This is a genomic window from Flavonifractor sp. An82 (assembly GCF_002159265.1).
Classification (GTDB): Bacteria; Bacillota; Clostridia; order Oscillospirales; family Oscillospiraceae; genus Flavonifractor.
This window is the reverse complement of the sequence record NZ_NFHG01000007.1, coordinates 83,277-100,147: the sequence shown is the minus strand read 5'-3', so window position 1 is coordinate 100,147 and position 16,871 is coordinate 83,277. Positions and strand designations below refer to the sequence as shown.

At 64.4% G+C, this 16,871-nt stretch carries 16 protein-coding genes and 1 riboswitch; of the genes, 14 read left to right on the top strand and 2 right to left on the bottom strand.

The window, feature by feature from the left end; translation table 11 throughout:
- Positions 1 to 7: 7 nt before the first annotated feature.
- Positions 8 to 706, bottom strand: a complete 699-nt coding sequence (locus B5G34_RS09385; RefSeq protein ID WP_087336403.1) for a response regulator transcription factor — start codon at positions 704 to 706, stop codon at positions 8 to 10.
- Positions 707 to 1,297: 591 nt separating this feature from the next.
- On the opposite strand from B5G34_RS09385, the gene B5G34_RS09380 reads away from it, so the two are divergent.
- The 4 genes from B5G34_RS09380 to B5G34_RS09365 all read left to right on the top strand — a co-directional run bounded on the left by B5G34_RS09380 (position 1,298) and on the right by B5G34_RS09365 (position 5,131).
- The gene (locus B5G34_RS09380) at positions 1,298 to 1,822 is read left to right on the top strand and encodes a 4'-phosphopantetheinyl transferase superfamily protein (protein WP_087336401.1); all 525 of its coding nucleotides are present in this window, start codon (positions 1,298 to 1,300) and stop codon (positions 1,820 to 1,822) included.
- 108 nt (positions 1,823 to 1,930) lie between these two features.
- Positions 1,931 to 3,019: a glycosyltransferase gene (locus tag B5G34_RS09375; RefSeq protein WP_087336400.1), complete on the top strand. Its 1,089-nt coding sequence runs from the start codon at positions 1,931 to 1,933 to the stop codon at positions 3,017 to 3,019.
- The gene (locus B5G34_RS09370; RefSeq protein WP_087336398.1) at positions 3,019 to 4,092 is read left to right on the top strand and encodes a lysylphosphatidylglycerol synthase transmembrane domain-containing protein; all 1,074 of its coding nucleotides are present in this window, start codon (positions 3,019 to 3,021) and stop codon (positions 4,090 to 4,092) included. Before B5G34_RS09375 ends, B5G34_RS09370 begins: the two co-directional genes overlap by 1 nt.
- Before the next feature lie 88 nt (positions 4,093 to 4,180).
- Complete coding sequence (locus B5G34_RS09365) at positions 4,181 to 5,131, top strand: ROK family protein (protein WP_087336396.1); 951 nt, start codon at positions 4,181 to 4,183, stop codon at positions 5,129 to 5,131.
- A 47-nt stretch (positions 5,132 to 5,178) separates the two neighbouring features.
- On the opposite strand, the gene B5G34_RS09360 is transcribed toward B5G34_RS09365, so the two are convergent.
- Positions 5,179 to 5,439 (bottom strand): hypothetical protein, encoded by a 261-nt coding sequence (locus B5G34_RS09360; protein ID WP_087336394.1) that lies wholly within the window; start codon positions 5,437 to 5,439, stop codon positions 5,179 to 5,181.
- A gap of 190 nt (positions 5,440 to 5,629) precedes the next feature.
- Between B5G34_RS09360 and B5G34_RS09355 the strand changes: the two genes are divergently transcribed.
- From B5G34_RS09355 to cobT, 10 genes are all read left to right on the top strand, one after another.
- A complete protein-coding gene (locus B5G34_RS09355) occupies positions 5,630 to 8,065 on the top strand; it encodes a cation-translocating P-type ATPase (protein WP_087336392.1) in 2,436 nt (811 codons plus the stop codon).
- A gap of 2 nt (positions 8,066 to 8,067) precedes the next feature.
- Positions 8,068 to 8,520: a GNAT family N-acetyltransferase gene (locus B5G34_RS09350; protein ID WP_087336489.1), complete on the top strand. Its 453-nt coding sequence runs from the start codon at positions 8,068 to 8,070 to the stop codon at positions 8,518 to 8,520.
- A gap of 47 nt (positions 8,521 to 8,567) precedes the next feature.
- Positions 8,568 to 8,751, top strand: a riboswitch (cobalamin riboswitch).
- 95 nt (positions 8,752 to 8,846) lie between these two features.
- The gene (cbiD, locus tag B5G34_RS09345; RefSeq protein ID WP_204245936.1) at positions 8,847 to 9,983 is read left to right on the top strand and encodes a cobalt-precorrin-5B (C(1))-methyltransferase CbiD; all 1,137 of its coding nucleotides are present in this window, start codon (positions 8,847 to 8,849) and stop codon (positions 9,981 to 9,983) included.
- A gap of 46 nt (positions 9,984 to 10,029) precedes the next feature.
- Positions 10,030 to 10,785, top strand: coding sequence for a precorrin-4 C(11)-methyltransferase (gene cobM, locus B5G34_RS09340; RefSeq protein WP_087336390.1), 756 nt, complete (start codon positions 10,030 to 10,032; stop codon positions 10,783 to 10,785).
- Positions 10,782 to 11,771 carry a cobalt-precorrin 5A hydrolase gene (locus B5G34_RS09335; protein WP_087336388.1) on the top strand — a complete coding sequence of 330 codons (990 nt, stop codon included), beginning with the start codon at positions 10,782 to 10,784 and terminating at the stop codon, positions 11,769 to 11,771. The genes cobM and B5G34_RS09335 overlap by 4 nt, the downstream gene beginning before the upstream one ends.
- Positions 11,768 to 12,502: a precorrin-3B C(17)-methyltransferase gene (cobJ, locus tag B5G34_RS09330; RefSeq protein WP_087336386.1), complete on the top strand. Its 735-nt coding sequence runs from the start codon at positions 11,768 to 11,770 to the stop codon at positions 12,500 to 12,502. The genes B5G34_RS09335 and cobJ overlap by 4 nt, the downstream gene beginning before the upstream one ends.
- A gap of 1 nt (position 12,503) precedes the next feature.
- The gene (gene cobK / locus B5G34_RS09325) at positions 12,504 to 13,244 is read left to right on the top strand and encodes a precorrin-6A reductase (protein ID WP_087336384.1); all 741 of its coding nucleotides are present in this window, start codon (positions 12,504 to 12,506) and stop codon (positions 13,242 to 13,244) included.
- Positions 13,241 to 14,434, top strand: coding sequence for a precorrin-6y C5,15-methyltransferase (decarboxylating) subunit CbiE (gene cbiE, locus B5G34_RS09320; protein WP_087336382.1), 1,194 nt, complete (start codon positions 13,241 to 13,243; stop codon positions 14,432 to 14,434). The genes cobK and cbiE overlap by 4 nt, the downstream gene beginning before the upstream one ends.
- The gene (locus B5G34_RS09315; protein WP_087336380.1) at positions 14,431 to 15,801 is read left to right on the top strand and encodes a cobyrinate a,c-diamide synthase; all 1,371 of its coding nucleotides are present in this window, start codon (positions 14,431 to 14,433) and stop codon (positions 15,799 to 15,801) included. Before cbiE ends, B5G34_RS09315 begins: the two co-directional genes overlap by 4 nt.
- Positions 15,798 to 16,856 (top strand): nicotinate-nucleotide--dimethylbenzimidazole phosphoribosyltransferase, encoded by a 1,059-nt coding sequence (cobT, locus tag B5G34_RS09310; RefSeq protein WP_087336378.1) that lies wholly within the window; start codon positions 15,798 to 15,800, stop codon positions 16,854 to 16,856. The genes B5G34_RS09315 and cobT overlap by 4 nt, the downstream gene beginning before the upstream one ends.
- The last annotated feature ends 15 nt before the right edge of the window (positions 16,857 to 16,871 follow it).

Here is a 16,871-nt window from a genome sequence, read left to right as displayed (position 1 = left end):
TGGCGGGTCAGATCTTTTCCATCTTGTAGCCCAGGCCCCACACTACTTTGATATACCGGGGGTTGGCCGGATCGATCTCGATCTTTTCCCGCAGATGCCTGATGTGTACCGCCACCGTGTTTTCCGAGCCCAGGGAGGGGTCGTTCCATACCAGTTCGTAGATCTGGCTGGTAGAGAAGACCCGGCCGGGATTTTTCAGCAGCAGCAGTAAGATGTTGTACTCCAGCGGGGTGAGATTGACCTGATCTCCGTCCACTGTCACCGACTTGGCGCTGTCGTCCAGGGCGATACCGCCGTTGGTGAGCAGCTTGCCGCTGTCGCCGCTGCCGCTCTTGCCGCCTAGACTGGTGTACCGCCGCAGCTGGCTCTTCACCCGGGCGATGACCTCGATGGGGTTGAAGGGCTTGGTGATATAGTCGTCCGCCCCGATATTCAGCCCCAGCACCTTGTCGGCGTCCTCGCTCTTGGCGGTGAGCAGGATGATGGGCACGTTGTGCTTTTCCCGCAGCTTGGCGGTGGCCCGGATTCCGTCCAGGCCGGGCATCATGATGTCCATCAAGATCAGGTCCACCGGCTGACTTTCGGCGGCCTGGAGGGCCTCCAGGCCGTCGTAGGCCTTGACGGTGCGGTAGCCCTCGCTGGTCAGGTAGATATCCAGAGCGGAGACGATGTCTTTGTCGTCGTCGCAGACGAGAATGGTATACATGCACTCACCTCATTTAAAAGCAGAGTATAGCACGGGTCTTTTAAGACAAAGGGCGCAAACCGGTTAAGAACCCTTTAAGATCCTTGGAAGATCAGACACCATTGTACCTCCAACCGGCCTCAAAAGCAATGACCGGACCGGTGAGGCCGGAAAAGAGACGAAAGGGGTCGAACTATATCAAATGGAAAGAATACCTATGTAAAATGTATGAAAAACACTTGCGGATCTCGAAATATACCGATATAATGTCTATTGAATAAACCGCCATGCGGTTTATTTGCGCGGCATTGCCGCGCAATGGATGTGAAAGCGACTGAGATCAGCCGTTTTCACATCCATTGAGACATTGCAGCAATGTGTATACTCAGACAGGTGCCGTGGCACCTGTCTGAGTGGTGCAAGGATTTTGGGCGTAAACGGCCCGAAATCCTTGCACTTGAACAAAGCTATTTTACCTTGAAAGCCTTGGCTTTCAAGATATACAGCTTTGTTCAGTACACATGATATAATACCTGCAGAAGAGTATGCGGCGTCCCCGCCGTACCGCCCGGCGGGCGGTGGGGCCGCCGCCTTTTTGCAGCGGAGGCGCGTATGGAACTGTGGCTGGAAGAAGGAGATGCCTGGGCATTGCTGGCCCGGAAGCTGGGGGAGCGCTTTGCCTGGGCGCAGCTGCCCCCGGTGGCCCGTACCGACAGCGGAAAGCCCTGGTTTCCCCAATATCCCCAGTGCCACTTCAACCTGAGCCACAGCGGCGGTCTGGCTCTGTGCGGCGTGGGGGAGCATCCCCTGGGCGTGGATGTGGAGCGGGTGCGCCCCCGGCGGGAGGGGCTGGCCCGCTATGTGCTCTCGGAGGAGGAATATGCCTGGTTTACCCTCCGGGGCGGGGACTGGGGGAGCCTGTACACCCTCTGGACCCTGAAGGAGGCGCGGGTGAAGTGTACCGGTGCCGGCCTGCGGCAGGCTCCCCGCTCCATCGCCGTGCCCCTGCTGGAGCCGGGTCAGACCGGCATTCTGGACGGGCTCACCTTCCGGGCCTACGCCGGGGAAGGCTGGCGGGCGGCGGTGTGTTCCGCCGGCCCGGAGCCCCTGCAGGAGGCCTTGGAGGACGGGAAGTAACAAACTGTTCCTTAATCTTAATATCTTTTTAAGAAACAGGACCGGATTTTCTAAAGGAACATCCGTTATACTTGAGGATGAAAAAGAGTGACATGAGGAGGGAGCGGCGTGAACATTCTGATCGTAACGGGAAAGTTTGGTATGGGCCACTGGTCCGCTTCCATATCGCTGCGGCAGCAGCTGCTGCGGTCGTTTCCCGAGGCACAGGTGGAAGTGATGGACCTCATCGCCTGCACCAGCCACAATCCTGAGTCCATGTACAAGTGGTTCAATGTCCTGGTGACCCGGGGCAGCGGCCTGTTCAACCTTTATTATAAGTTTACTCAGAACAAGGACTCCGACGAGCGCCCCCTCAATGAGGAGCAGTGCCCTGACCGGGTGGAGGAGCTCTTTGCGGTCAAACGGCCCGATGTGGTCATTGCCACCCATCCCATCTGCGCCCGCATCGTGGCCCGGTGGAAGCAGGAGACCGGCAGCAGCCTGCCCCTGGTGACCTGTATCACCGATCTGACCAGCCACTCCGAGTGGATCCACCGGGACACCGACTACTATCTGGTGGGCACCGAGGAGATCAAGGAGCGGCTGGCGGCCAAGGGGGTGGACCGGAGCATCATCCATGTGACCGGTATTCCCGTCCGGGCGGAGTTCAAGCTGCCCGTCCACCGGGGAGACCGGCAGGAGCGCAACCTGCTCATCATGGGCGGAGGCCTGGGCATGATGCCCCGGAAGGACTCCTTCTATGAGGTGCTGGACAGCCTGCCCGGGGTGAACACCACCATCATCACCGGCCGCAACCAGAAGCTGTATGACCGGCTGGTGGGCAAATACCCCCATATCAACGTGGTGGGCTTCACCGACCGGGTGTATGAGTACATGGCCTGGGCCGATCTGGTGCTCACCAAGCCCGGCGGCATCACGGTGTTTGAGAGTATCTTTTCCGAGCTGCCCATCCTGGCCTGGGAGCCCTTCCTGGAGCAGGAGAAGCGCAACGCCCAGTTCCTGGTGGAGCGGGGCATGGGCCGGGTGGCGGCCAAGGAGCCCGACGAGTGCCTGACGGCTATTCGGGAACTGATCTATGACGACGATACGCTGGCGGATATGTCGGCGAAAATGCATGCAATGAAGGAACAGCTGGAGCAGGAGAGCCTTATCCACATCCTGGCCCGGCTGAACGCGGAAAGAGGGGTGTGCGCCTGATGGACAAACGGAAAAGCCTGGTCGGTATCGGATTGATTCTGGCCCTGATGCTCTTTACCGGCTATATGCTGTTCCGGGATATATCCTTCTCGCGTCTGGCCGGTACCCTGAGCCACCTCAACCCCCTGTGGCTGCTGGCCGGTCTGGGGATGATGTTCCTCTTCGTAGGCAGCGAGGCCATGTGCTCCCGCATCATCCTGGGGCGGCTGGGCCACAAGGTGCGCTACCGGAATTGTCTGGGGTACTCCTTTGTGGGGTTCTATGTCAGCTCCATCACCCCCTCCGCCACCGGCGGACAGCCTGCCCAGGTGTATTACATGTCCCGGGACGACATCCCCGCCGCCCACGGGGCCCTGAACATGATGCTCATTGCGGTGTGCTATCAGGTGGTGGTCATCGGCTACGCCCTGATCTGTGCCCTGACCCACTTCGATCTGGTGAAGAATCTGGGAGGCGGCCTGGGCCTGCTGCTGCTCTATGGTGCCCTGGTCAGCGGCGTTCTGACGGTGGGTATGCTCTGCCTGATGTTTTTGCCCAACGCCGCCCGCAAGCTCACCAACGGTGTACTCAGGCTGCTGGTGAAGGTGCGCATTATCCGCAATGAGGAGAAGGCCCGCCAGCGACTGGAGAAGCAGATGGAGGAGTACCGGCGGGGGGCCGAGTGTGTGAAGGCCAACCCCGGCATGGTGCCCGCTCTGCTGGCCATCACCGTGGTGCAGCTTACCGCCCTGTTCTCCGTGCCCGTGATGGTCTACTTTGCCTTCGGCCTCAGCGGCAGCAGCCCGGTGAATATCATCGCCACTCAGGCTCTGGTGACCCTGGCGGTGTCCAACCTGCCCCTGCCCGGCGCCGTGGGCGCCTCCGAGGGCGGCTTCGTCACCGCCATGGCCCTGTTCTTCGGGGCGGGACTGGTCACCCCCGCCGTGCTGGTCTCCCGGGGCATCAGCTTCTATTCCTTCCTGCTCCTCAGCGCGGTGATCGCCCTGGCGGTCCACCTGCGGGGCCGCCGGAAGCGGAGTGAGAGAGGGCCCGCCCCTTACCCTAAGCGGGCCCGGGGGCCTATCGTAACCTGAAAAACGGCGTCCCATGGACGCCGTTTTTTCTCTTGTGCCGCCGGGCCTGGTGCATTATAATCAGAGAAGAGAAAAAGGAGGCGGGACGATGTATTACTTGGGAATTGATCTGGGCGGCACCAACGTGGCCGCTGCAGTTGTGACGGAAAAGGGCGAGCTGCTGGGCAAGGTCAGCCTGCCCACACCCCGGAATGTGCCGGCGGACCAAGTGGCCGACCAGATGGCGGCGGCCTCCCGGGCCGCGGTGGAGCAGGTGGGCCTGTCCATGGACGATATTGCGTCGGTGGGCATTGGCTCCCCCGGCACCATCGAGCCGGATACCGGCGTGATCCGGTTCTGGTCCAACCTGGATTTCACCAACGTACCCCTGACCGCCCTGATGAAGGAGCGGCTGGATAAGGAGATCTATCTGGAGAACGACGCCAACGCCGCCGCCCTGGGCGAATTTGCCGCCGGCGCCGGCAAGGGCAGCAACTCCATGGTGGCCATTACTCTGGGCACCGGTGTGGGAGGCGGCGCCGTCCTGAACGGCAAGCTGTATACCGGCTTTAACTATGCCGGTATGGAGGTGGGCCACTTTGTTATCGAGCACGGCGGCCGCCTGTGTACCTGCGGCCGGAAGGGCTGCTTTGAGGCCTACTGCTCTGCCACCGCCCTCATCAAGCGCACCCGTGAGGTGATGGAGGAGCATCCCGACTCCAAGCTGTGGGAGCTGGCGGGCTCCCTGGAGGCGGTCAACGGCCGCACCCCCTTTGACGCCGCTGCTCTGGGCGACGCCGCCGCCGGCAAGGTCATCGACGAGTATGTGGATTACCTGGGCTGCGGCGTGGCCAGCCTGGTCAATATCTTCCAGCCTGAGGTGTTCTGCATCGGCGGCGGTCCCTCCGCCCAGGGGGAGACCCTGATGGCCCCGGTGCGCTACATCCTCAACCGGGAGGACTACGCCCGCAACAGTGTCCACCGCACCCGGCTGGTGCGGGCGGCGCTGGGCAACGACGCCGGCATCATCGGCGCCGCTCTGCTGCCTCTGTTCCGCTGACCCCTACAGGGCCCGCCTATGGCGGGCCCTGTTCGCTTATGGAAGGCTCACTCCACCGGCTCATAGCCGTCGCAGCAGTCCGGGGCCTCGTGGGCCTCATCGCTTTGGGGCCTGGGAACCAGGAGCAGGGACAGACCGAACAGGGCCGCCGTTCCCAGGGCGATGACCTGGAGCCTGTGCTCCTCCAGCCAGGGCCTGTGTTCCTCCAGGGCGGGCAGCTTGGCAGCCCCGCCGTACAGCAGGGCGGCTCCGCCGCCGCACAGGGCCAGCCGCAGCAGAAGCTGGATTTTCTCCGATGCTTGTTCCATGGATACCCCTCCTTTTCTTCCAGTATAGCGGGGAAGGTGAGGCGCCATGCTCCCCTTTAAGAAATTGTGGAGAAATGGTTAAGATTTCCCCGCCGGCCTTGTATGCAGGGGGAAAATCGGCTATAATGTGACAAGATTTTGAAACAGTTACCTATGACAAACAGAAATTCGCAATATCGAGGGCTGATGCATGAAAGGCAAGCAAAAACAGCGTCCGGCTGTCCAGGAGGGACCCAGGCCCCGCCGGGATGTGCCCCGGGTAAGCGCCGATCCGGAACGGGGCCTTACCATGGCCCAGGTCAAGGAGCGCCAGCAGAACGGCTGGGCCAATGATCCGGTAGAATCTCCCACCAAGACCGTGGGCCAGATCGTGCGCTCCAACGTCTTTACCTTCTTCAACTTTATTTTTGTGGTCCTGGCTGTCCTGCTCATTGTGGTGGGGTCCACCGAGGATCTGCTTTTCCTGCTCATCGCCATGGCCAACACCGGCATCGGTATTTTGCAGCAGATGCGCTCCAAGCAGACCATTGACAAGCTGAACCTGCTGGCCGCCCCCAGGGCCAATGTGGTGCGGGAGGGCCATCTGGGCTCGGTGCCCGCCTCCCACCTGGTGCGGGACGACGTGGCGGAACTGGCCTCCGGCGACCAGATCCCCGCCGACGCCACCGTGCTCTCCGGCCAGGTGCAGGTCAATGAGGCCCTTATCACCGGCGAGGCCGATGCCATCATCAAAAAGCCGGGGGACCAGCTGCTCTCCGGCTCCTTCGTGGTGGCGGGCCGCTGCCGGGCCCGGCTGGACCGGGTGGGGGCGGAGTCCTACGCCGCCCGCCTGACCCTGGAGGCCAAGAAGGACGTCACCGTGGGTAAGAGCGAGATGATGTCCTCCCTGGACAAGCTGATCCGGGTCATCGGCATCCTGCTCATCCCCATCGGTATCGCCCTGTTTGCCAAGGAATTTTTCATCGTGGGCCGCACCTTCCAGGAGACGGTGGTGTCCACGGTGGCCGCCCTCATCGGCATGATCCCCGAGGGCCTCTACCTGCTGACCAGCGTGGCGCTGGCGGTGAGCATGATCCGCCTGGCCCGAGGCAAGGTGCTGGCCCAGGACATGAACTGCATCGAGACCCTGGCCCGGGTGGACGTGCTGTGCGTGGACAAGACGGGCACCATCACCGAGCCCCGCATGGAGGTGGGGGAGGTGGTGTACCTGGACGAGGAGAAGTACGCCGAAACCGAGGTCACCGAGATCCTCAACGCCTTCTATCAGGCGTCCGAGGCGGACAATGACACCGCCCGGGCCATGCAGAAGAAGTTCCACGGCGTCTCCACCTGGCATGCGGAACTGACCATTCCCTTTACCTCCGCCACCAAGTGGAGTGCCGCCGTCTTTCCCGGCCACGGCGCCTATGTGGTGGGCGCACCCGAGTTTATCATGGGACCCCGTTACTCCGATCTGAAGGAGGCGGTGGACCCCTGGTCCGCCAAGGGTTACCGGGTGCTGCTGGCGGCGGAGTACCAGGGTACTCCCGACCAGAAGGGGCTGGACCCCCGGCGGGTATGTCCCATGGCCCTGGTGCTGCTGGCCAACCGGGTGCGGGACTCCGCCCCCAGGACCTTCCAGTACTTTGCAGAGCAGAAGGTGGCCGTCAAGGTCATCTCCGGTGATAACCCGGTGACGGTAGCCGAGGTGGCCCGTCAGGCGGGTATCCAGGGGGCGGACGGCTATGTGGACGCCGCCACCCTCCAGTCTGACGCCGACATGGACCGGGCGGTGCGGGAGTACACCGTGTTCGGCCGGGTCACCCCCGACCAGAAGCGGCGGCTGGTGCGGGCCCTCCAGCGTGGAGGCCACACCGTGGCCATGACCGGCGACGGCGTCAACGATGTGCTGGCCCTGAAGGACGCCGACTGCGGTATCGCCATGGCCTCCGGTGCGGAGGCCGCCTGCCACGCCGCCCAGCTGGTGCTCCTCAACTCCGATTTTTCCGCCATGCCCAAGGTGGTGGCGGAGGGCCGGCGGGTCATCAATAACATCCAGCGGGCCGCCGCCCTCTATCTGGTCAAAAATATCTTCTCCTTTATCCTGTCCATCATCTCCCTGTTTGCAACCTTCCCCTATCCGGTGACCCCCCTGCAGATTTCCTTCCTCAGCGCGGTCACCATCGGCGTGCCCTCCTTTTTCCTGGCCCTGGAGCCCAACCACGGCATTGTCAAGGGAAAATTCCTCACCAACGTGTTCCGGGCGGCTCTGCCCGGCGGCCTCACCGACCTGATCGTGGTGCTGGGACTGGAGGCCTTCTATCTGGCCTTCGGCTTTACCACCGACCAGCTGTCCACCATGTCCACCATTCTGCTGGTGATGGTGGGTCTGCTGGTGCTCTATCAGGTGTGTAAGCCCTTTGACTGGAAGCGGCGGGTGCTGATGGGCGCCATGACCGGCTCCTCCCTGGTGGCCATCCTGTGGTTTGGCGGAAACTTCGGCCTGAGCGCCCTGACGGTCCAGAACCTGCTGGTGCTGGCGGTCTTCCTGGGTCTGGCCTATCCCGTCATGCATGTGATCCTGAACCTCTGCCAGCTGGGTGCCCTGCTGCTGGACAAGCTGACCCACAGGGGGGACCGGCGATGAGTGTGATCTTGCGCCCCTACCGTCCGGCGGATTGCCCAGTTCTGGCGGAGCTCTTCTATCAGACTGTCCACGGGGTGTGCGGACGGGATTATACCCCGGAGCAGCTGGATGTCTGGGCCCACGGCCAGGTGGATCTGGCGGCCTGGGACGCCTCCTTCCGGGCCCATACCACTCTGGTGGCGGAGTGGGATGGGTTGGTGGCAGGCTTTGCTGACCTGGCTGACGACGGCTATCTGGACCGGCTCTACGTCCATAAGGACCTCCAGGGCCGGGGGATCGCCACCGCACTGTGCGACACCCTGCCCGGCGCCCGGCTCACCCATGCCTCCATCACCGCCCGGCCCTTCTTCGAGAAGCGGGGGTGGCAGGTGGTGCGGGAGCAGCAGGTGGAGCGCCATGGGGTCAAATTAACCAATTTCGTGATGGAATGGAAGGCTGTGGATGCACGGCTGTGACAAGAATTTATCTTTACTTTTTTAAGAGCCCCTGATATAATGGCGAGGAATCAAATAGTATCCGCAGTTGCGGCATTGCCGCCAAAGGGGAAGCCGGTGCAAATCCGGCGCAGTCTTACCTCTACTGTAAGCGTGGACAAAGGCGCAGAGACCATTGGCCCATGGGGCTGAGAAGGTGCGCCGGCGGAGGAAGCGCGAGCCAGGAAACCCGCTGCAAGGGATACGGTACAACGTAGCTCTGAGGTGGAGAGGTGCGGCATTTTTCAAGTGAAAAAGGCCCTCCCCAGTTTGGGGAGGGCCTTTTTGCATGGAAGGAGGGCGGTCCGGTGCTGGAAGTCTATATCCCGGTGGGAAACAAGCAGCTGCGCTGCGGCTATACCACCGGCACCTGCGCGGCGGCGGCCGCCGCCGGGGCGGCCCGGCTGCTGCTTACCGGCCAGCGCCTGCCTGCCGTGGTCATCGATACCCCGGCGGGAATCACGGTGGAGGCCGAGCTGCTGGAGCACACCGCCGGACCGGGCTGGGCTTCCTGCGCCGTCCAAAAGGACGGAGGGGACGACCCGGATGTGACCCATGGGGCCCTGATCTTCGCCAGGGTGGAACAGACCGATGCTCCCGGCGTGGTCATTGACGGGGGTATCGGAGTGGGCCGGGTGACCCGGCCTGGTCTGGACCAGCCGGTGGGCCAGGCCGCCATCAACTCCACCCCCCGGCGGATGATTTGCCGGCAGGTGGAGGAGGAGATGGCAAAAGTGTGCTATACCGGCGGGCTGGCCGTCACCATTTCGGTGCCCCAGGGGGAGGCCCTGGCGGGGCACACCTTCAATCCCCGGCTGGGCATCGAGGGGGGCATCTCCATTCTGGGTACCAGCGGCATCGTCCGGCCCATGAGCGAGGCCGCCCTCATCGATTCCCTCTACCTGGAGCAGGAACAGGCACGCGCCACCGGGGTAACCGACCTGCTGGTCACCCCCGGCAACTACGGGGATGCCTTTGCGGAGGAAAATCTGGGGCTGGACCTGACCCACCGCTGTACCTGCAGCAACTACCTGGGCCACGCCATCGACCACGCCGCAGGACTGGGCTTCCGGTCCTTCCTGTTGGTGGGCCACCTGGGCAAGCTGATCAAAGTGGCTGCGGGCAGCATGAACACCCACTCCAAGGTGGCCGACGGCAGGCGGGAGACTCTCACCGCCCACGCCGCCCTGGCGGGGGGGAACAGGGAATTGCTGAAGGCCCTCTTTGACTGCCCCACCACCGACGCGGGGGTGGAGCTGCTGAAGGGTGCCGGACTGCTGGAGCCGGTGATGGCCTCCATCGCGCAAGCCCTGGAGGAGGTTTTACGCCACCGGGCCGGGCCGGACCTGGCCATTGAGGCGGTGTTCTTCTCCAACCAGTACGGACTGCTGGGACAGACTGCAGGGGCCGAAACATTGCTGGCCCTGCATCAACATCAATCGTAGGGGCGACCTTTATGGTCGCCCGCCGGTACAGATAGGAGTTTCGATTATGGTACATTTCATCGGCGCGGGCCCCGGCGGGGCCGATCTAATCACCGTGCGGGGAGCCAGGCTGCTGGGAGAGGCGGACGTCATCATCTACGCCGGCTCCCTGGTCAACCCCGCTCTGCTGGAGTATAAAAAGGAAGGCTGTCAGGTCTACGACAGCGCCAAGATGACCCTGGAAGAGGTCATTGAGGTGATGAAAGAGACCGAGGCCAGAGGAGGCACCACTGTCCGGCTCCACACCGGCGACCCCTCTCTGTATGGCGCCCACCGGGAGCAGATGGACGAGCTGGACAAACTGGGCATCGCCTACGACGTGACCCCCGGCGTGTCCTCCTTCTCCGGAGCGGCCGCCGCCCTCTGCGCGGAGTATACTCTGCCTGATGTATCACAGTCGGTTATCATTACCCGTATGGCGGGCCGTACCCCGGTGCCTGAGGGAGAGCAGCTGCGCAAGATGGCCTCCCACGGCTGCACCATGGTGCTCTTCCTGTCCACCGGTCTGCTGGAGCAGGTGGAGGAGGAGCTGATGGCAGGCGGCTACGCGCCCGACACACCGGCGGCCATCGTGTACAAGGCCACCTGGCCGGAGGAGAAGGTGTACCGCTGCACCGTGTCCACCCTGGCGAAAACCGCCAAGGAGAACAAGGTGACCAAGACGGCTCTCATTACCATCGGTTATTTTCTGGGGAACGATTACCAGCGGTCCAAGCTGTACGACCCCACCTTTACCCATGAATTCCGGGAGGCCAGCAAGTGACGGCGGCCATCATCGCCTTTACCCGGCGGGGGGCGGCCCTGGGCCGTACCCTGGCCCACTCCCTGGAGGCTACCCTCCATGTGCCCGCCCGCTTCGCCCCTGAGGTGGGGGCGGAGGCCTATGGCAGCCTGGAGGGCTGGACCGCCAAAGCATGGACAGAAGCGGATGCCCTCATCTTTGTGGGGGCGGCGGGTATCGCCGTCCGGGCCATCGCACCCCATGTGAAGGATAAATTTACCGACCCCGCCGTGGTGAGCGTGGACGAGGCGGGGCGGTTCGTCATCCCCCTGCTGTCCGGCCACGTGGGGGGCGCCAATGAGCTGGCCCTGAACATAGCCGCCCTCACCGGGGGCCAGGCGGCGGTGTCCACCGCCACCGACGTCAACGGCCTCTTTGCCGTAGATGTGTGGGCCAGGGAGCGGGACATGGTCATCACCGACCGGGTGCTGGCCAAGGAGATCTCCGCTGCCCTGCTGGAGGGGAAGCCGGTAGGCTTTGTCAGCGACTTTGGCCACCCCTGCCCGGGGGGGCTGACCTGTGGCCCGGCGGAGCTGGGGTTGTGGGTCACCTACCGGCGGAGGGAGGGCCCCTTTCCCCGCACCCTGCGGCTGGCCCCCCGGGGGCTGATCCTGGGCATCGGCTGCCGGAAGGGCACTCCGGAGGAGACCATCCGGGAGGCGGTGGAGGAAGCCCTGTCCGGCTATGAGCCCCAGGCGGTGGTCCAGGCGGCCACCATTGATTTGAAGAAAGAGGAGCCCGGCCTGCTGGCCTTCTGTGCCGCCCATAACCTGCCCCTTGCCATATACACGGCGGAGGAGCTGGCGGCGGCCAAGGGCAGATTTACACGGTCCGCCTTTGTGGCCCATATCACCGGGGTGGACAATGTGTGCGAGCGGGCGGCAGTCTGTGCCGGTGGTACCATTCTGGTGCCCAAACAAGCAAAAAACGGCGTCACCGTGGCGGTGGCGGGAAGGAATATGGTATGAAAGTAACTGTGATCGGACTGGGCCCCGGCGGGGGCGTCGACCTCACCGGCCGGGCCCGTGCCGCCCTGGAAGCGTGTGACCTCATTGTGGGCTATACCGCCTATATCGAGCTGGTACGCCCGGATTTTCCGGAAAAAGAGGTGCTGTCCACCGGCATGCGCCGGGAGGTGGACCGCTGCCGGGCTGCCGTGGAGGCCGCCCTCACCGGCAAGGACGTGGCGGTGGTATGCTCCGGCGACTCCGGGGTGTACGGCATGGCGGGGCTCGTCTACGAGGTGGCCCAGGAGTATGACCCCATTGAGATCGAGGTGATCCCCGGCATCACCGCCGCCTGCGGCGGCGCCGCCGTGCTGGGCGCCCCCCTGACCCACGACTTTGCGGTGATCTCCCTGTCCGACCTGCTCACCCCCTGGGAGAAGATCGAGAAGCGGTTGACTGCCGCCGCCCAGGCGGACTTCGTCATCTGCCTCTACAATCCCTCCAGCCGGAACCGGCCCGACTATTTGCAGCGGGCCTGCGACATCCTGCTGCGGGACAAGGACCCCAACACCGTGTGCGGTACCGTCCGCAACATCGGCCGGGAGGGGGAGGAGGGCAAGCTCCTCACCCTGACCCAGCTGCGGGACACCCAGGTGGATATGTTCACCACCGTGTTTATCGGCAACAGCCAGACCAAGGTGCTGGGCGGCAAAATGGTCACCCCCCGTGGCTACCTCCAGCGGGGGGAGTAAGATGAACATCCTGCTCTTCGGCGGCACCGGGGAGGGGAGAGAGCTGGCCCAGTGGCTGCTGGAGCGCCGCATCCCCGCTCTGGTCTGCGTAGCCACCGAATACGGCGAGACCCTCCTGCCCCCTGGGGCGGAGGCCCACGTGGGCCGGATGGACCGGGAGGCGATGGAACAGCTGATGGCCTCCCGCCCCTTCACCCATGTGGTGGACGCCACCCATCCCTACGCCGTGGAGGTGACCGCCAACATCAGGGCGGCGGCGGAGGCCGTGGGCCTGCCCCTGCTGCGGCTGGTGCGCCGGTCGGACAGCGAGGACGGGTGCCGCAGGGTAAAAACCATGGCGGCGGCGGCGGACCTGCTGGAGGAGCTGCCGGGCAACGTGCTGCTCACCACCGGCAGCAAGGAGCTGGACGCCTTTGCCCGGCCCGGCCTGGCGGAGCGGTGCTGTCCCCGGGTGCTGCCCATGGCGGAATCCCTGGATCGCTGCCTGAAGCTGGGCTTTCCGCCCAAAAACATTATCTGCATGCAGGGTCCCTTCTCCAGGGAGCTGAATGTGGCCCTGCTCAAGCAATATCACATCAAGACTCTGGTGACCAAGGACACCGGGGGCTACGGCGGATTCCGGGAGAAGGCGGAGGCCGCCCGTGAGGCGGGGTGCGCGCTGCTGGTGGTGGAGCGGCCCCAGGCCGAGGACGGCCTGACTCTGGAGGAATGTAAAGCGCAGCTGCGGGAGGGAGAAGCATGAAAGTCTATCTCATCGGCATGGGCATGGGGGCCCCGGAGACCATGACGGTGTGGGCGCTGGAGGCCGTCAAGGAGTGCTCCACCCTGGTGGGGGCTCCCCGGCTGCTGGAGCCCTTCCGGGAAAGCCACACCTGCGTCCCCCTCATCACCGGGAGCGATATCGCCGAATACATCGAAAAGAAGCAGGAGGGCCCAATCGGGGTCATCCTGTCCGGGGACACCGGCTTCTACAGCGGAGCCAAAAAACTGTGGACCCTGCTGGGGAACCATCAGGTCATTACCATCCCTGGCATCTCCTCTCTCAGCTACTTCTGTGCCAAGCTGCACACCAGCTGGCAGGATGTGAAGATTGTCAGCGCCCACGGCCGCAGCCACAACGTGGTGGGAGAGATCCAGCGCAATAGCCGCACCTTCGCCCTCACCGGCGGAGCCACCAAGGCGGAGGACATCTGCAAGGAGCTGACCCGGCGGGGTCTGGGGGGCGTCACCATCTCGGTGGGGGAGCGGCTGAGCTACCCCGACGAGCGGGTGGTCACCGGCACGGCGGCGGAACTGGCAGAGCAGTCCTTTGCCGACCTGTCGGTGGTGCTGGCCGAGAACCCCGACCCGGTGGTGCGGCCCTTCAACTCCCCCGGCCTGCCCGACGGGGCCTTCCTTCGGGGGGACGTGCCCATGACCAAGGAGGAGGTGCGTACCCTCGCCATCTCCAAGCTGCGGCTGGAGGAGCACCACGTGGTGTGGGACGTGGGGGCCGGTACCGGCTCGGTGTCGGTGGAGTGCGCTCTGACCTGTCCCGCCGGGCAGGTGTACGCCGTGGAGAAGAAGGAGGAGGCCCTGGCCCTGCTGGCGGAGAACAAGGCCCGGTTCCACACCAACAATCTGGTGGTGGTGCCCGGCACCGCCCCGGCGGCCCTGGAGGACCTGCCCGCCCCCGACCGGGTTTTTCTGGGGGGCACCTCCGGCGAGCTGGAGGAAATTTTGAACATCATCTTCCGGAAAAATCCCGCCGCCCGGGTGGTGTGTACCGCCGTCACCCTGGAGACGGTGGCTGAGGCCGCCCGGCTCTTCGCCCCTCTGGAGGGGGCCGACATGGTGCAGGTGGCCGCCACCCGCACCCGACAGGCGGGCCGGTATCACCTCATGGACGCCCAGAATCCGGTGTGGATCTTCTCCGGGGAGGGTCGGCCATGAGCGCCCCCCGGCTGCTGCTGTGCGCCCCCGCCAGCGGAGGGGGCAAGACCACCGTGACCTGCGCCCTCTTGCAGGCCCTGATGGACCGAAAGATCAATCCCGTGGCCTTCAAGTGCGGCCCCGACTACATCGACCCCATGTTCCACAGCAAGGTCATCGGGGCCAAAAGCCGCAACCTGGACCTGTTCTTCCTGGGGGAGGACCGCACCCGGTCCCTGCTGGAGCAGAACAGCGCCGGGGCAGGGCTGGCCCTCATTGAGGGAGTCATGGGCTACTATGACGGCATCGCCATGAGTCATGAGGCCAGCGCCTACCACCTGGCCAAAGCCACCTCCACCCCGGCGGTGCTGGTGGTGGACGCCCGGGGCAGCGCCCTCACCATGTCCGCTGTGGTGAGCGGCATGAAGCAGTTCCGGGAGGACAGCCAGATCAAGGGCGTGATCCTCAACCGGGTGTCTCCCATGCTCTACCCCCGGCTGAAGGAGTGCATTGAAGCTGAGGCCGGCGTCACCGTATACGGCTTTTTGCCTAGCCTGCCCGACTGCGCCCTGGAGAGCCGCCACCTGGGTCTGGTCACCGCCGACGAGGTGGCGGGCCTGAAGGAGAAGCTCCATAAGCTGGCCGCTCAGGCGGAGAAAACCGTGGATCTGGACGGTTTGCTGGCCCTGGCGGCCTCCGCCCCCCACCTGAATGCCGGACCTCCGGAGCTGCCGGAGCCGGTGGAGGGGGAGCCGGTCATCGCCGTGGCCCGGGACAAGGCCTTCTGCTTCTATTACGCCGACGGCCTGGAGCTGCTGGAGCGGCTGGGGGCAAAGCTGGTGGAGTTCTCTCCCCTGGAGGATGAACGCCTGCCGGAAGGCACCTGCGGCCTCTACCTGGGAGGGGGCTACCCGGAGCTGCTGGCGGAGCAGCTGAGTCAAAACACCGCCATGTTGTCCGCCATCCGGGATGCGATGGCGGGCGGCCTGCCCACCGTGGCCGAGTGCGGCGGTTTCCTTTACCTCCATGAGATGCTGGAGGATACAGACGGAAGAGACTGGCCCATGGTGGGTGTGATCCCCGGCAGGGCCTGGAATACCGGCAAGCTGGGCCGGTTCGGCTATGTGACCCTTACCGCCCGGGTCGACGGTCTGCTGTGTCAGGCGGGGGATCAGCTGCCCGCCCATGAGTTCCACTACTGGGACAGCCAGCACCCCGGCGACAGCTTCCGGGCCCAGAAGCCTTTGAGTGACCGGGGCTGGGACTGCGGGATCCACACCCCCGCCCTGTACGCCGGATTTCCCCATTTTCATTTCTGGGCCCAGCCCCATATGGCCCGCAATTTCGTGGCGGCGGCCCGCCGCTATCAACAGGAGGCATCGCTATGACACTGGAAGAAGTGGTCCGTTCCATCACCCCCGCCGATCAGAACGCGGCGGCAGCGGCCAAGGCCCGCTGGGACTCCATCGCCAAGCCCCTGGGCAGTTTGGGCGCTCTGGAGAGCGCGGTGATCCGCATGGCGGCCATCACCGGCACCCCCAACGTGGATATCTCCAAGCGGGCGGTGGTGGTGATGTGCGCCGACAACGGCGTGGTGGCCGACGGGGTCACCCAGACCGGTCAGGAGGTCACCGCCATTGTGGCGGAGAACATGTCCACCGGTGACACCAGTGTGTGCGCCATGGGCCGGGCTGCCGGGGTGGAGATCGTGCCGGTGGACATCGGCGTGGCCACCCCCCTCCATGGGGAGCGGATTTTGCAGAAGAACATCCGCCGGGGCACTGCCAACCTGTCCCAGGGTCCCGCTATGACCCGGGAGGAGGCCGAGCGGGCGGTGCTCACCGGTGTGGAGGTAGCCCGGGACCTGTGCGCCAAAGGCGTCAAGCTGCTGGGTACTGGCGAGATGGGCATCGGCAACACCACCACCTCCTCCGCCGTGGCCGCCGTGCTGCTGGGCAAGGAGCCCGAGGTCATGACCGGCCGGGGCGCCGGCCTGTCCAGCGAGGGTTTACAGCGCAAGATCCACGCCATCGAGCGGGGTATCGCAATTAACCAGCCCGACCCCAGCGATCCCATGGATGTGCTCCACAAGGTGGGCGGCCTGGATCTGGCGGGCCTGGCTGGCGTATTCCTGGGGGGCGCCCTGTGCCATGTGCCGGTGCTGGTAGACGGGTTCATCTCCTCGGTGGCCGCCCTCATCGCCGCCCGCATCTGCCCCAACTGTAAGGACTACATGCTGGGCTCCCATGCCTCCGACGAGCCGGCCAGCAAGCTGGTGCTGGCGGAGCTGGGCCTGGAGCCCTTCCTCTACGCCGGTATGCGGCTGGGCGAGGGCACCGGTGCGGTGGCTGTGATGCCTCTGCTGGATATGGGCCTGGCGGTTTATCGGGAGATGACCACCTTTGAGGCCGCGGACATTGAGGCATACCAGCCTCTTAGCTGAGATTTGTAGGGGCGG